Source organism: Curvibacter sp. GW821-FHT01G03, assembly GCF_059422285.1.
Genome location: NZ_JBWKWP010000004.1, coordinates 356,479 through 369,751 on the forward strand (window position 1 = coordinate 356,479; position 13,273 = coordinate 369,751).

Annotated in this window: 12 protein-coding genes; 3 read left to right on the top strand and 9 right to left on the bottom strand. The window is 65.7% G+C overall.

All coding sequences use genetic code 11. The features are described 5' to 3' along the window. Positions 1-3: 3 nt before the first annotated feature. Entirely contained in the window at positions 4-1,545 is a 1,542-nt protein-coding gene (locus AC07VS_RS07675) for an AMP-binding protein (protein WP_494750612.1), read from the bottom strand. 197 nt (positions 1,546-1,742) lie between these two features. Between AC07VS_RS07675 and AC07VS_RS07680 the strand changes: the two genes are divergently transcribed. Next, entirely contained in the window at positions 1,743-2,156 is a 414-nt protein-coding gene (locus tag AC07VS_RS07680) for a DUF2306 domain-containing protein (RefSeq protein WP_492346260.1), read from the top strand. A gap of 42 nt (positions 2,157-2,198) precedes the next feature. On the opposite strand, the gene AC07VS_RS07685 is transcribed toward AC07VS_RS07680, so the two are convergent. From AC07VS_RS07685 to AC07VS_RS07720, 8 genes are all read right to left on the bottom strand, one after another. Beyond that, complete coding sequence (locus AC07VS_RS07685) at positions 2,199-3,356, bottom strand: acyl-CoA dehydrogenase family protein (RefSeq protein ID WP_492346259.1); 1,158 nt, start codon at positions 3,354-3,356, stop codon at positions 2,199-2,201. A 10-nt stretch (positions 3,357-3,366) separates the two neighbouring features. Then, positions 3,367-4,203, bottom strand: a complete 837-nt coding sequence (locus AC07VS_RS07690; protein WP_494750613.1) for an SDR family NAD(P)-dependent oxidoreductase — start codon at positions 4,201-4,203, stop codon at positions 3,367-3,369. A 26-nt stretch (positions 4,204-4,229) separates the two neighbouring features. Beyond that, on the bottom strand, positions 4,230-4,652 hold the full coding sequence (locus tag AC07VS_RS07695) for a MaoC family dehydratase (protein ID WP_492346257.1): 423 nt from the start codon (positions 4,650-4,652) through the stop codon (positions 4,230-4,232). A gap of 1 nt (position 4,653) precedes the next feature. After that, the gene (locus AC07VS_RS07700; RefSeq protein ID WP_494657537.1) at positions 4,654-5,106 is read right to left on the bottom strand and encodes a MaoC family dehydratase N-terminal domain-containing protein; all 453 of its coding nucleotides are present in this window, start codon (positions 5,104-5,106) and stop codon (positions 4,654-4,656) included. Between the two features lie 13 nt (positions 5,107-5,119). Next, positions 5,120-6,322: a lipid-transfer protein gene (locus AC07VS_RS07705; RefSeq protein WP_492346255.1), complete on the bottom strand. Its 1,203-nt coding sequence runs from the start codon at positions 6,320-6,322 to the stop codon at positions 5,120-5,122. Between the two features lie 70 nt (positions 6,323-6,392). Continuing rightward, complete coding sequence (locus AC07VS_RS07710; RefSeq protein ID WP_492346254.1) at positions 6,393-7,370, bottom strand: tripartite tricarboxylate transporter substrate binding protein; 978 nt, start codon at positions 7,368-7,370, stop codon at positions 6,393-6,395. A 120-nt stretch (positions 7,371-7,490) separates the two neighbouring features. Then, complete coding sequence (locus tag AC07VS_RS07715; RefSeq protein WP_494657539.1) at positions 7,491-8,513, bottom strand: tripartite tricarboxylate transporter substrate-binding protein; 1,023 nt, start codon at positions 8,511-8,513, stop codon at positions 7,491-7,493. Between the two features lie 225 nt (positions 8,514-8,738). Next, the gene (locus tag AC07VS_RS07720) at positions 8,739-10,619 is read right to left on the bottom strand and encodes a methyl-accepting chemotaxis protein (protein ID WP_494657540.1); all 1,881 of its coding nucleotides are present in this window, start codon (positions 10,617-10,619) and stop codon (positions 8,739-8,741) included. A 302-nt stretch (positions 10,620-10,921) separates the two neighbouring features. Between AC07VS_RS07720 and AC07VS_RS07725 the strand changes: the two genes are divergently transcribed. Both AC07VS_RS07725 and AC07VS_RS07730 read left to right on the top strand, forming a co-directional pair. Next, entirely contained in the window at positions 10,922-11,557 is a 636-nt protein-coding gene (locus AC07VS_RS07725) for an NAD(P)H-dependent oxidoreductase (RefSeq protein WP_492346251.1), read from the top strand. 164 nt (positions 11,558-11,721) lie between these two features. Then, a complete protein-coding gene (locus tag AC07VS_RS07730; protein WP_494750614.1) occupies positions 11,722-13,269 on the top strand; it encodes a Fic family protein in 1,548 nt (515 codons plus the stop codon). Positions 13,270-13,273: the final 4 nt, after the last annotated feature.

Below are 13,273 nucleotides of genomic sequence, written 5' to 3' on the forward strand. Positions count from 1 at the left end.
GGCTCAGACCAGCCGGTTGGCATGGCCGGCCCAGTAGCGATCGCGCAGCAGGCGCTTGTAGAGCTTGCCGGTGGGGTGGCGCGGCAACTCGGCCTCGAAGTCGACCGAGCGCGGGCACTTGACGTGCGACAGGTGCTGCTGGCAAAAGGCGATCAGCTCGGCGGCCAGGGCGGGGCCGGCCTGGGCCATGTCGCGGGGTTGAACCACCGCCTTGACCTCTTCGCCAAACTCCTCGTTGGGCACGCCCAGCACGGCCACATCCATGACCAGGGGATGGGTGACCAACAGGTTCTCGACCTCTTGCGGGTAGATGTTGACCCCGCCCGAGATGATCATGTAGGCCTTGCGATCGGTCAGGTACAGATAGCCTTCGGCATCGACATGCCCCACATCGCCCAAGGTGGTCCAGCCGCGGGCGTTGGTCGATTCAGCGGTCTTGGCCGGGTCGTTGTGGTACGCAAAGGGCTTGCCCTCGGCAAAGTACACGGTGCCGGTCTCGCCCGTGGGTACCGGCTCGCCCAACTCGTCGCAGATGCGCAACTGGCCAATCACGGCGCGGCCCACCGTGCCGGGGTGGGTCAGCCAGTCGGCCGAGCCGACCAGGGTCATGCCATTGCCTTCGGTGCCGGCGTAGTACTCCCACAGCACCGGCCCCCACCAGGCAATCATCTGCTGCTTGACGGGAATGGGGCACGGCGCGGCCGCATGGATGGCCACGCGCAGCGAAGACACATCAAAGGCCTGGCGCTGCGCCTCGCTGAGCTTGAGCAGGCGCACGAACATGGTGGGCACCACCTGGGTGTGGGTCGCCCGGTGCTGCTGCACCGCGGCCAGGTAGCGCTCGGGGTCGAAGTGCTCCATCACCACCACGGTGCCGCCCAGGCGCATCACGCTCATGCAAAAGCGCATCGGAGCCGCGTGGTACAGCGGCGCAGGCGACAGGTAGACGGTGTCGCCCGCCATGCCGAACACGCGCTGGCAGATGCCGGTGAGGGCGGGCACGGCCTCGACCTCGGGCGAATCGGGCGGCACGAACACGCCCTTGGGGTAGCCGGTGGTGCCGGAGGAGTACAGCATGTCGCCGCCCGCAGTCTCGTCGGCGATCGGTGTGGTCGGCTGGGCCGCCAGCGCCGCCTCGTAGGACTCGAAGCCGGGCACGGTGCCGTCGATCATCAGCCGGGTGCCCACACCTGGGATGTGGGGCAGCAGCTCGGCGGCCTGGGCTGCCAGGGCCTGAGAGCTCACCAACAGACGGGCCTGGCAGTTGTCGAGGATGTAGGCCGCCTCGGCCACCTTGAGCCGGGTGCTCATTGCCGTGTAGATGATGCCGGCGCGCTGGGCGCCCCAGCACAGCTCGAAGAAGCCCAACTGGTTCTCCAGCAGCAGGGCAATGTGGTCACCCGCCTTCAGACCCCGGGCACGCAGCAGGTGGGCCACCTGGTTGGCGCGGGCGTCCAGTTCGGCATAACTCAGGCGCTGGCCGCTGTCGGCCATCACCAGGGCGGCTTTATCGGGCTGGGTGCGGGCATGGATTCGGGGATGCATCAAAGGACCTCCTGAAAGTTGAGTCGCGCGTCAGGCGTGCTGCCCAGGCGCTCGGTCACCGGCTTGAAATTCAGACGTTTGGCGCTGCCATCCAGGCATCTGGCGAAGCGCAAAGGCAAGTGGTCGAAAAGCAGATGCCAGCGGCGCAACAGCCCCGCACACTGCGGGCCATCTGCTGTTGAAACCCCTGATCTGCCATGCAACTCACACCCACCATCGCCATCCACCTGAGTGCGGCCCTGGGCGCCCTGGCCCTGGGCCCGGTCGCGCTGTGGGCCCGTCAAGGCCACACGCAACGCCCCTGGCTGCACCGCGCCGCGGGCTATGCCTGGGTCACGCTGATGCTGATCACGGCCAGCTCGGCCCTGTTCATCCGCGATTTCAGCCTGCCCAATCTGGCCGGCTACACCCCCATCCACCTGCTGGTGCCGGTGTGTTTCTCGGGCCTGTTCGGGGCCTTCTGGTTTCTGGCCCGGCGCAACATCAGCGGCCACCGGCGCTGCATGCAGTCGCTGTACTGGATGGCCTGCGTGGGCGCCGGTGTGTTCACGCTGTTGCCCCAGCGCTACCTGGGCCAGCAGGTGTGGGGCCAGTGGCTGGGCCTGCTGTGAGGATCGAGCGCGCCTGGGCTTGAACATGGCGATGTTCCAGGTTCAGAGCGTGCGCGAGATCAGCTCTTTCATGACCTCGCTGGTGCCGCCGTAGATGCGGTTGACGCGCGAGTCCACGTAGGCCCGGCAGATGGGGTACTCCATCATGTATCCGTAGCCGCCATACAGCTGCAGCAACTCATCGAGGCAGCGGCCCAGCTCTTCGGTGCTGAACAGCTTGGCGATGGCGGCCTCCTGCAGGCTGAGCTTGCGCCGCAGGTGCTCGGCCAGGTACTGGTCGACCATCATGCGCACCGCCGTGGCCCGGGCCTTGATCTCGGCCAGCTTGAAGCGGGTGTTCTGAAAATCGAACAGGGGCTTGCCAAACACCATGCGCTCCTTGGTGTAGCGGATGGTCTCGGCCAGCATGGCCTCCAGCTTGGCGGCGGCGCCGATGGCGATGATCAGGCGCTCCTGGGCCAGCTCGGTCATCAGGTAGCTGAAGCCCTTGCCCTCTTCGCCCAGCAGGTTGCTCACCGGCACCCGCACGTCGTCAAAGAACAGCTCGGCGGTGTCGGCCGCCTTCAAGCCCATCTTGTCGAGCTTGCGGCCCTTGCGAAAGCCGGGCCGGTCGGCCTCGACCAGGATCAGCGAGGTGCCCTTGGCGCCCAGCTCGGGCTGGGTCTTGGCGACCAGCACCACCAGGTCGCAGTTGAGGCCATTGCTGATGAAGGTCTTGGCCCCGCTGATCACATACTCGTCGCCCTCGCGGCGGGCCGTGGTGCGGATGGCCTTGAGGTCGCTGCCGGCGCCGGGCTCGCTCATGGCGATGGCCAGGATGGTCTCGCCGCTGGCGCAGCGCGGCAACCATTGCTGCTTCTGGGCCTCGGTGCCCAGGCGCTCGATGTAGGGCGCGATGATGTCGGAGTGCAGGTGAAAGCCGGGGCCGCTGGCACCCGCGCGGGCCACCTCTTCGACCAGCACGGCACAGTGGCCGAAATCACCACCGGCACCACCGTAGTCGGGGCTGATCGCGGTGCACAGCAGGCCTTCGCGGCCGGCCTTGAGCCAGGTCTCGCGGTCGACCCGGCCGGCCTCGTCCCACTCGGCCTGGCGCGGCAGGCATTCGCGGGCCACGAAGCGGCGCACCGTCTCGCGGTAGGCCTCGTGGTCGTCGCGGAACAGGGTGCGCGGAAAACTCAAGACGCTTTGCTCATCCATGGTGGGCTCCTCAGGGCCGGCCGCCGCCGCACACCAGCACCTGGCCGCTGACGTAGTTCGACTCGGAAATGCAGAACAGGTACACCGCACCGGCGGCCTCTTCGGGGGTACCGCCGCGGCCCAGGGGGATCAGGGCCTCGGCGTTCTTGAGGATCTGCGGGTTCACGCCCACCTTGATCTGCTGGCCGGCGATGTCGATGCTGGCGCCGGCGGTGGCATCGGCCTCGGTCAGGCGGGTCTTGATCAGGCCAAAGGCCACGCTGTTGACGTTGACCTTGTAGCGCCCCCACTCCTTGGCCATGGCCTTGGTCAGGCCATTGATGCCCGCCTTGGCGGCCGCGTAATTGGCCTGGCCGGCGTTGCCGTACACGCCCGAGGTCGAGGAGATGTTGACCACCTTGCGGAACACGTCCCGCCCCTCTTCGCTTTCACGCCGGTTCGCTTCACGGATGAAGCCCGAGGCGGCGCGCAGGATGCGGAAGGGGGCCGTCAAGTGCACGGCCAACATGGCGTCCCACTGCTCGTCGCTCATCTTCTGAACCACGCTGTCCCAGGTGTAGCCGGCGTTGTTGACGATGATGTCCAACCCGCCATAGGTGTCGACCGCCGCCGCGACAAAGCGCTCGGCAAAGCCGGCCTCGGTGACGCTGCCCACGCAGGCCAGGGCCCGCCCACCTGCAGCCTCGATCTCGGCCACGGTCTGGCGGGCCGGGGCCTCGTCCAGATCGTTGATGACCACGGCGGCGCCTTCACGGGCCAGCTTGAGGGCGATCTCGCGTCCGATGCCGCGGCCCGAGCCGGAGACCAGGGCCACCTTGCCCGCCAGTTTGTTCAGTGCATTGCTCATGAGGGGGTCTTTCAAGGGTTCAGATGTCAGGGCAAGGCGATCACGGCCTCACCGGCCAGCTTGATCACGCCCTCGGGGTTGGTGGTGCTGAGGGCCAGGCGCACGCAGCGCTCACCCCGGCGTTCGAACTTCTCGGTGATGTGGCCCGCGCAGCGGATGCGCTCGCCCACCTGGGTCATGGCGGCAAAGCGCACGCTGTACTCGCGCAAGGCGCTCTGCGGCACCCAGTTCGTGAGCACGCGGGCCAGCCAGGCCATGGACAACATGCCGTGGGCGATCACATCCGGCATGCCGGCGGCCTTGGCAAAGTCGATGTCGACATGGATCGGGTTGTGGTCACCCGAGGCGCCGCAGTACAAGGCCAGCGTGTGGCGCGTCAGGGGCGGGGTTTCGAATTCAGGCAGGGCATCGCCCACGTTCACCTCGTCATAGCGTGCAAGCAGACTCATCTCAGGCTCCTACCGGGTTGCGGATCACGGTCACGGCGCGCAGCTCGGCCACCAGCTCGTCGCGTTGGTTGCTCACGCGGGTGCCGCGCACCACGAACTCCAGCGCCCCGCCTTTCTTGTCGTAGATGTCTTCGATGCGCTGCTCAAAGGTCAGCGTGTCGCCCGCATAGGCCATGCGGTGGTAGTGGAAGCCCTGCTCACCGTGCAGCAGGGTGCGGTAGTCCATGCCCAGCAGGTCACGGATGGCGGCCGGGTCGGGCGACTCCATTTCGAGGCAGAACAGAAAGGTGGGCGGCACCGGCAGACCAGGGTGGCCAGCGGCATGCGCCGCGGCCTCGTCGCTGTAGATCGGATCGGTCTGGCCGGTGGCCTTGGCAAAGAAGCGCAGTCGGCCGGCCTCGACCAGGGCGCTGAAGCGGGGCATCACATGCCCGATGAATTGCTTGTCGATCATGGTGGGTGCCCCTTCAAACCGCCTGGTACAGGGTGACCACGCAGGCCCCGCCCAGGCCCAGGTTGTGCTGCAGCGCCAGGCGGGCGCCTTCGACCTGGCGCTGCTCGGCCTGGCCACGCAGCTGCCACACCAGCTCGGTGCATTGCGCCAGGCCGGTGGCGCCCAGCGGATGGCCCTTGGACAGCAGACCGCCCGAAGGGTTGGTGACGATGCGGCCACCATAGGTGTTGTCACCGTCCAGGATGAACTTCTCGGCCGTGCCTTCAGGGGTCAGGCCCAGGGCTTCGTAGGTGATCAGCTCGTTGGCCGTGAAGCAGTCATGCAGCTCGACCACGTCCAGGTCTTCGGGGCCGATGCCGGCCGCCTCATACACCTGGCGCGCGGCCGCCGCGCTCATGTCATAGCCCACGACCTTGCGCATGTCGTCACTGTCAAAGGTGCTGCCGGTGTCGGTGGTCATGGCCTGGGCGGCGATCACCACACGCTGGTCCAACCCGTGCCGCTTGGCAAAGTCGGCCGAACACACCACGGCTGCGGCCGCCCCGCAGGTGGGCGGGCAGCACTGAAAACGCGTGAGCGGATCGAACACCGTGGCCGAGGCCATCACCTCGTCCAGGGTCAAAGGTTGGCGAAACAGGGCCAGCGGGTTGCGTGCCGCATGCTGGCGGGCTTTGACCGAGATGCGACCAAAGGTGTCAGCCCGGGCACCGTACTGGCGCATGTAGTCGCGCCCGGCACCGCCAAAGAACTGGGCGGCGCGCGGGGTTTGGGGTTCGTAGCCCTGGTGCGCATCCATGGCCTCGGCAAAGCGGGCCATCGGCGATGGGCGATCGTCCCAGGCGCCCTTGAGCGCGCCGGGCTGCATCTGCTCGAAACCCAGGGCAATGGCACATTCGACCATGCCGCTGGCCACCGCCTGGCGCGCCAGGAACAGCGCGCTGGAACCCGTGGAGCAGTTGTTGTTCAGGTTGAACACCGGGATGCCGCTCAGGCCCACGCCATAAAGGGCCGCCTGCCCGGCCGTCGAGTCGCCGTACACATAGCCCACATAGGCCTGCTGCACCTTGGCGTAATCAACACCGGCATCGTCCAGGGCCAGGCGCGCAGCGCGCGCGCCCATCACCGTGTAGGGCTCGCTGGCACCGGGTTTTGTGAAGGGGATCATGCCCACGCCCACCACATGGACGGCACGTTGCGAAGCTTGAACAGCACTCATGAAGGTCTCCTATGGGCCCGCCACGGGCCCTGGGTTCGGGGAAACAGAAAAGAAGCGGGCGTGCGCGCGGCTACTCGATGACGATGCGGGCGTCGCGCACGATGCGCTCCCACTTGGGCAGGTCGTTGTTCAACACGGCCTGCAGCTGTTCGGGCGTGCCGCCCACCGGGGTCAGGCCCATGGCCTTGAGGCGGCCATTGAGTTCGGCGCCAGCCACGATGCGCTGCACCTCGGCCGACAGCTTGTCGACGATGGGGCGCGGCGTGCCGCCCGGCAGAAAGACCCCAAACCAGCCGTTGGACTCGAAACCCTTGAGGCCCTGCTCACCCAGCGTGGCCACCTCGGGCAGGGCCGGGTGCCGCTGGGTGCCGGTGATGGCCAGCACGCGGATGCGGTCCGAGCGCAGGTGCGGGGTGATCGAGGTGACGTCGACAAAGGCCGAATCCAGCTGGCCGCCGAGCAGGTCGTTCACCTCGGGCCCGGCGCCCTTGTAGGGCACCGGAATCAGCTGGAGGCCGGCCGCCATCTTGAGCAGCTCGCCGTGCATGTGCGACGAGGTGCCGTTGCCATAGGTGCCATAGTTGAGCTTGCCGGGCCGCGCCTTGGCCAGGGCGATGAATTCGGCCAGTGTCTTGGCCGGTGAACTGGCCGGCACGATGAACAGGTCGGACGAGGTCGCCAGTTGCGACACGGGGGCGAAATCGCGCAGCACGTCGTAGGGCACCTTGGCATAAAGTGCCGGCGACTGGATCATCGCCGTGATGCCGACCAGCACGGTGTAGCCGTCGGGTGCGGCCTTGGCCACGATGTCGTTGCCCAGCATCCCACTGGCCCCGGGCTTGTTGTCGACCAGTACCGGCTGGCCCCAGCTTTGCGCCAGCTGGGTGGCCAGGATGCGGGCCAGGATGTCGGTCCCCCCGCCTGCCGGATAGGGCACCACCAGACGGATTGGCTTGGCCGGGTAGGCTTGGGCCAAGGCCCCGGAACCGCCTGCGGCCAGGCCCAGGCCAAGGACTGCCGCAACGGCAGATCGACGAGAAATACGCATGACTTGTCTCCTGGATTTGACGATCCGACCCGCCTCTTCGAGCGGATTCAGGCCTTCAGTTTGCGCATTTCAGGAGGACAGGCCAATCGCCGATTGAGCCAATTTGATTGGCAGAAAAGATCAGTGCAGGCTGACGTTGGCCGCTCGGGCCACCTGCGCCCAATGTGCGGAATCGCTGCGCAGCGTGGCCGCCAGTTCGGCCGGGGTACTGCCCACCGATTGAATACCCAGGGTGCTCAGGCGTGCAGCGAGATTGGGGGCCAGGATCACACGTCTCAGATCGGCCGCCCAGGCCTCGGCTCGCTCGGCGGCGCTCGCCTTGGGCAAGAACACAGCGTACCAACCGCTCGCATCGAAGCCCGGGTAACCGCATTCGGCCAGCGTGGGCACTTGAGGCAAGGCCGGGTCGCGCTCGCGCCCGGTGATGGCCAGGGCCTGCAGACGCCCGCTCGTGACGTGGGGCAGGCAGGTGGTCACATCGATGAAGCCCCCCACCACCACGCCCCCCAGCAGGTCTTGCAACAAGGGGGCCCCCCCCTTGTAGGCCACAGCCACCAGATCGAGGTGGGTCGCCAACTTGAACTGCTCGGCCAGCAGGTGCGAGGTGGTGCCAGCGCCGAAATTGCCATAGCTGTCACGGCCGCGCCGGCCCTGCGCCCAATTCACGAAGCCCGCCAGGGTGGGCACGACGTCGGGTCGAGGCAGAGTCACCCACACCAGGGGGGTACGCCCCACCAGAGACACCGGGGTCAGATCACGCTCAATGTCGAAGGGCAGTTTGGGGTAAAGCGCTGGCAGGATGCTCAGAGAGGCGATGGCCATCACGGCGGTATGCCCATCTGGCAATGCCTTGCTGGCCGCATCAAGCCCCAGAATGCCGCTGGCACCGGGGCGGTTGTCCACCATCACGGGACTTTGCCAAAGCGCTGACAATTGCGGGCCCAGGCTTCGGGCCAGGTTATCTGCGCCTCCACCGGGCGCAAACGGCACGATCAGGCGCACGGGCTTGCCCGGGACGGCCAGGGGACTCCGCCTTGCGTCGGAACGGGCCGTGACGGTCTCAGCCGCGCGGGCCTGCAACCCAACTGGCGCAGCAGACAAGGCCAGCATGCGCAGCAGCGCGCGACGATGGGAAAAAGACATGGGGTGCTCTCCTGCGTGAAACGCAGCTGGTGTGGCACCGCCGGGCATCGGCGGTCGTCAATCAGCCACGCCGGGCCAGCTTAGAAAGCCACCGTGCAGCGGTACTGCCCGAGTGTCAAAGACAGCCGAAGCTGGGGTCCTGAATCGACCGAAGGCCTGACAAGCGTGCCAAGGCCCACCCAGGCGCCGCCCATGAGCACCGCAACCTGATGCCAGGAGCCCCCGTCAGCGCAGCCTGGGCGTCTGGTGGGCGTCGCGTGCCAGCGCCGGTGCGGACGCCCGGCCCGCCCCGGCGTAGGGTCGGGCCCCGCCGTCGTCCAGCACGAAACCAGCCACCGCATCGGCCAGCTCAACCGCCTGCTGCTGCAAGGACTGCGCGGCGGCGGTGGCCTGCTCGACCAGGGCTGCGTTCTGCTGGGTCGCCTGATCCATCAGGGTGATGGCGCTGCCGATCTCGGCGATGCCGGTGCTCTGCTCCTGGCTGGCCAGGGTGATCTCGCCCACGATGGAGGTCACGCGCTGCACGCTCTTGACCACATCGTCCATGGTGGCCCCAGCCTGCTGAACCAGCCGGCTGCCCTTGTCGACCTGCGACACGGATTCACCGATCAATTCCTTGATCTCCTTGGCAGCGGTGGCACTGCGCTGGGCCAGGGTGCGGACCTCGGACGCCACGACCGCAAAGCCGCGCCCCTGTTCGCCCGCCCGGGCGGCTTCAACCGCCGCGTTCAACGCCAGGATGTTGGTCTGGAACGCGATGCCATCGATCACGCCAATGATGTCGGAAATCTTGCGGGCCGAATGCTCGATGCCCTGCATCGTGTTCACGACCTCACCCACCACCGAGCTGGCCCGAGAAGCCACCTCGGACGCGCCGCTGGCAAGCACATTGGCCTGTTGGGCGTTCTCGGCGTTCTGCTGCACGGTGGCAGTGAGCTGCTCCATGGCTGCCGCGGTCTCCTCCAAGGAACCCGCCTGCTGTTCGGTGCGCGCCGACAGGTCATGGTTGCCACTGGCGATCTCACGGGTGGCCACCCGCACGGATTCCGATGAATCGCGGATGCGCAACAACACATGGGCAATCTTGTCGACGAATTGATTGAAGGACCGGCCGATGTTGGCCAGTTCATCGTCACCCTCGGCCGCCAGGCGCCGGGTCAGATCGCCCTCGCCCGACGCGATGTCCCGCAAGGCCCCCTCGACCAGGCCCAGCCGGCGCAACAGGCGCTGGACCGCGCCGGTCAACAAGGCGATCGACACCAGCACACACAACAAGGCCATGCCGGCGGCCACCATGATCAGATTACGCACCGGGCGGGTGGCGTCAGCCTGGTCGATGGCGATGGCGAGCAACCAGGGGGTGTCCTTGACCTTGGCGGCGTAAAGCATCTGGCTGGCGCCATTGATCTCCACCACGCTGTGGCCCCCCTGATCACTCAGGGCCGAGAGCATCGGCAGCTCCAGACCCGCAGCGATGGCCGACGCCGGCTTGAGGATGGTGTCGGGTTTGGAGTACGCCAGCACCTTGCCCTCGCCATCGAGCAAGAATGCAAAGCTGTTGGGGATGGGGTGGATCTCCATGATCTTGCGGGCCACGGTGTCCAGGTGCATGTCGGTCCCCACCACGGCAAGCGGTTTGCCCTTGGGGCCCACCGGTTCGACAAAACTGATCGTGAGTTTGCCGGTGCTCACATCGACATAGGCCGGTGTCAAGGCCGGCCCACCCACCTGCACCGCCTGCTTGTACCAGGGCCGTGCCGTGCCATCGTAGGTGTCGGGCATCGGGTGGGCGAAAACATTTCGCTTGTCGTCGTAAACGAAGTAGGTGTCATCAAAAGCACCCGCCTGTTTGGCAGCCAACAGAAACGGCACAGGCTCGGCCTGCCCGACCGCGGTTTTGAGAGAGCCGGTGATGCGCTGCTTTTCTCTCACCCATTCGGTCAACTCGTTGGCATGGGTCTGGGTCAGTTGATGCAGGCGATCGTCCAGACTGGCCCCTGTGTCACGCTGAACCACCATCAGGGTCGCCAGCGTCAAGACCAACAAGGAGACCACGGTGATCGCCACGCAGATGGCAATCAAACGGGCACGAAGGGTTTTGAGCATGGCATCACCTCTAATTTGTGAGTTTTCGTGACATACGTACGGCTGCTGATGACAATAACGTACATCGCCTGCCGACTCAATCGGGATTCGCGGCCCATCGCTCTGGGGGCTGTTCACGACGCAGAAGCTCGCGAGATCACCTGGTCACTTAGGTGACTAAACACAACAAGTAGCCTTCGATTACCGAAAATATTGCGTTCTAAGCAAGAAATTTCGGCGGGTGGCAGAATGCAACGCACGCCCGGCGCCGGTGACGGACCGCCGGGTCAAAACACCTCCCAACCTTTCTCTGAGTCAACACCATGAACCTGAACGATTTGCTCAAGTGGCGCTATGCCACCAAGAAGATGAACCCGCAAAAGGCCGTCCCCCAGGACAAGGTCGACAGCATCATCGAAGCCGTGCGCCTGACCGCCACCTCCAGTGGCCTGCAGCCCTACGAGCTGATCGTGGTGACCAACCCCGAAGTGCGCGAGAAGATCAAGGCCATTGCCTGGAACCAGGGCCAGGTCACCGACGGCTCGCACCTGATCGTGTTTGCGGCCTGGGACAACTACACGGCTGAGCGCATCAACCACATGTTCGACCTGACCAATGACGAACGTGGCTTCAAGAACGAAGGCTGGGAAGCCTACCGTGCCAAGCTGCTGGCCATGTACCCCGGCCGTGACGCCGAAACCAACTACCAGCACGCCGCCCGCCAGGCCTACATCGGCCTGGGCACCGCGCTGATCGCCGCCGCCGCCGAAGGTGTGGACGCCACCCCCATGGAAGGCTTCGACCCCGCCGCGCTCGACGAGATCCTGGGCCTGCGCGCCAAGGGCCTGCGCAGCGTGATCATCCTGCCCCTGGGCTACCGCGAAGAAGACAAGGACTGGCTGGTCAACCTGAAGAAGGTGCGCCGCCCGAACCCCCAGTTCGTGAGCGAAGTGAAGTAAGCACCGCGTCCCGCCTGTGAGCCAACGGCCCGTGCCCGCCCCTGTGGTGGTCACGGGCCGTTGGCTTTGGGGCTCGGCTTCTAATCAAAAAATTGGCTTTCACTCCAAAAGTAATCAGAATCTCAAAGATTTAATCGATTTTTGGGTGAACGCCCGATTTGTATATGCCAGACGTGATGGGCTACGGTTGGTTGGCAGAGCGGTATGGCGTGAAAACGGTCCAGCCCCTGCGCACGGTCAGCGTGATTGCCAAGTCGCGGTCGACCGTGCGCGAAGGCGGCTTCGTTCACGAACAATACCCCGCCAGCGCCCGCCCGGCCGAGACCCTGGCTGGACACCTCACCTTTGCTTTCAAACATGAGGGCTTGCATCTGGAGTTTCTGGCACGTCTGTTCCAGCGCCTGCCAGCGACCGATCTCGAAGCCTGGATTGCCCTCGAACCGACGGGGCAGTATGCGCGCCGTGCCGGCTTCTTCTACGAGCTCCTGACCGGCCGGACACTTGATTTTTCAGGCGTGACCGTGGGCAACTATGTCACCGCGATGGACGAATCGCAGTACCTGACCTCCACATCAGCGACCAACAACATGCGGTGGCGCGTGCGTGACAACTTGCCCGGCACACGTCACTTCTGCCCTCTGGTACGGCGCACAGCCGCCGTTCAGCAAGCAGAAAGCTACCCCTGCGCCAAGCGCCTGGACGAACTGGAGATGGCGTTTGGCGCTGACCTTCTGCAACGCAGTGCCGTCTGGCTCACCATCAAGGAAAGCCGGGCCAGTTTTGCGATCGAACACGAAGAACAGCATGTCGATCGCGTGCGACGCTTTGCTGCCGCCATGGAGCGCTGGTGCGGCCAGTATGAGGACCCTCTGTCAGAGACCTCCCTGACTGCGCTGCAGTCCGAAATCCTCGGGCCGCGTGCAACACGCTACGGTTTACGACGATCGGCGGTGTTTGTGGGCGAGGTTGATGGCTTTCACGAGCTTGTTCACTACATCGCCCCCCACTGGGAGGCCGCTCCCCAACTGCTGTGCGGCTTGCGCGACTGCGCTACCCGCACCCTCGGCGCGGGCGCGCTGGTGCGGGCGGCGGTGCTGTCTTTCGGCTTCGTCTACATCCATCCCATGTCGGATGGCAATGGCCGCATATCGCGCTTTCTGATCAATGACGTGTTGCGACGCGATGGTGCCATACCCGCCCCCTTCATTCTTCCGGTTTCCGCCACGATCAACAGCTCAGTGATCAAACGCCGGGGTTACGACCAGGTCCTTGAGGTGTTCTCGCGCCCCTTCATGCGCCGCTATGGCGAAGCCTGGCAGTTGAGTCGCGAACAGCAGGCCGAAGACGGCGTCCGCTACAACCTGGAATTCGAGGCCTATGAGGATGCCCTGAGCGCCTGGCGCTACCCCGACCTCACCGACCACGTCGAATACCTGGCAGACATCGTGCGCACCACCCTGGAGGTGGAAATGCACAAGGAGGCCGGCCATCTGCGTCAGCTCAGGCTGGCCCGGGACCAAGTGAAACAGGTGATCGAAGGCCCTGACGCCGACATCGACCGGATCATCCGCTCGGTGCGTGACAACGCTGGCAAGGTCTCTCATAAACTCGCCAAGGAATTCCCCGCTCTGGCCGATGAGAACACCGCCGATGCACTGGTTGCTGCACTCCTGCCCGTGCTGCGCAGCACGCCCCCGGGAAGCCTCCCCTGAAGCG

Excerpts from the sequence above, each read along its gene's own strand:
- AC07VS_RS07710 (WP_492346254.1), bottom strand. The coding sequence starts at position 7,370 with ATGCGTATTTCTCGTCGATCTGCCGTTGCGGCAGTCCTTGGCCTGGGC.
- AC07VS_RS07725 (WP_492346251.1), top strand. The coding sequence starts at position 10,922 with ATGAACCTGAACGATTTGCTCAAGTGGCGCTATGCCACCAAGAAGATG.
- AC07VS_RS07700 (WP_494657537.1), bottom strand. The coding sequence starts at position 5,106 with ATGATCGACAAGCAATTCATCGGGCATGTGATGCCCCGCTTCAGCGCC.
- AC07VS_RS07730 (WP_494750614.1), top strand. The coding sequence starts at position 11,722 with ATGCCAGACGTGATGGGCTACGGTTGGTTGGCAGAGCGGTATGGCGTG.
- AC07VS_RS07705 (WP_492346255.1), bottom strand. The coding sequence starts at position 6,322 with ATGAGTGCTGTTCAAGCTTCGCAACGTGCCGTCCATGTGGTGGGCGTG.
- AC07VS_RS07720 (WP_494657540.1), bottom strand. The coding sequence starts at position 10,619 with ATGCTCAAAACCCTTCGTGCCCGTTTGATTGCCATCTGCGTGGCGATC.
- AC07VS_RS07695 (WP_492346257.1), bottom strand. The coding sequence starts at position 4,652 with ATGAGTCTGCTTGCACGCTATGACGAGGTGAACGTGGGCGATGCCCTG.
- AC07VS_RS07685 (WP_492346259.1), bottom strand. The coding sequence starts at position 3,356 with ATGGATGAGCAAAGCGTCTTGAGTTTTCCGCGCACCCTGTTCCGCGAC.
- AC07VS_RS07715 (WP_494657539.1), bottom strand. The coding sequence starts at position 8,513 with ATGTCTTTTTCCCATCGTCGCGCGCTGCTGCGCATGCTGGCCTTGTCT.
- AC07VS_RS07690 (WP_494750613.1), bottom strand. The coding sequence starts at position 4,203 with ATGAGCAATGCACTGAACAAACTGGCGGGCAAGGTGGCCCTGGTCTCC.
- AC07VS_RS07680 (WP_492346260.1), top strand. The coding sequence starts at position 1,743 with ATGCAACTCACACCCACCATCGCCATCCACCTGAGTGCGGCCCTGGGC.
- AC07VS_RS07675 (WP_494750612.1), bottom strand. The coding sequence starts at position 1,545 with ATGCATCCCCGAATCCATGCCCGCACCCAGCCCGATAAAGCCGCCCTG.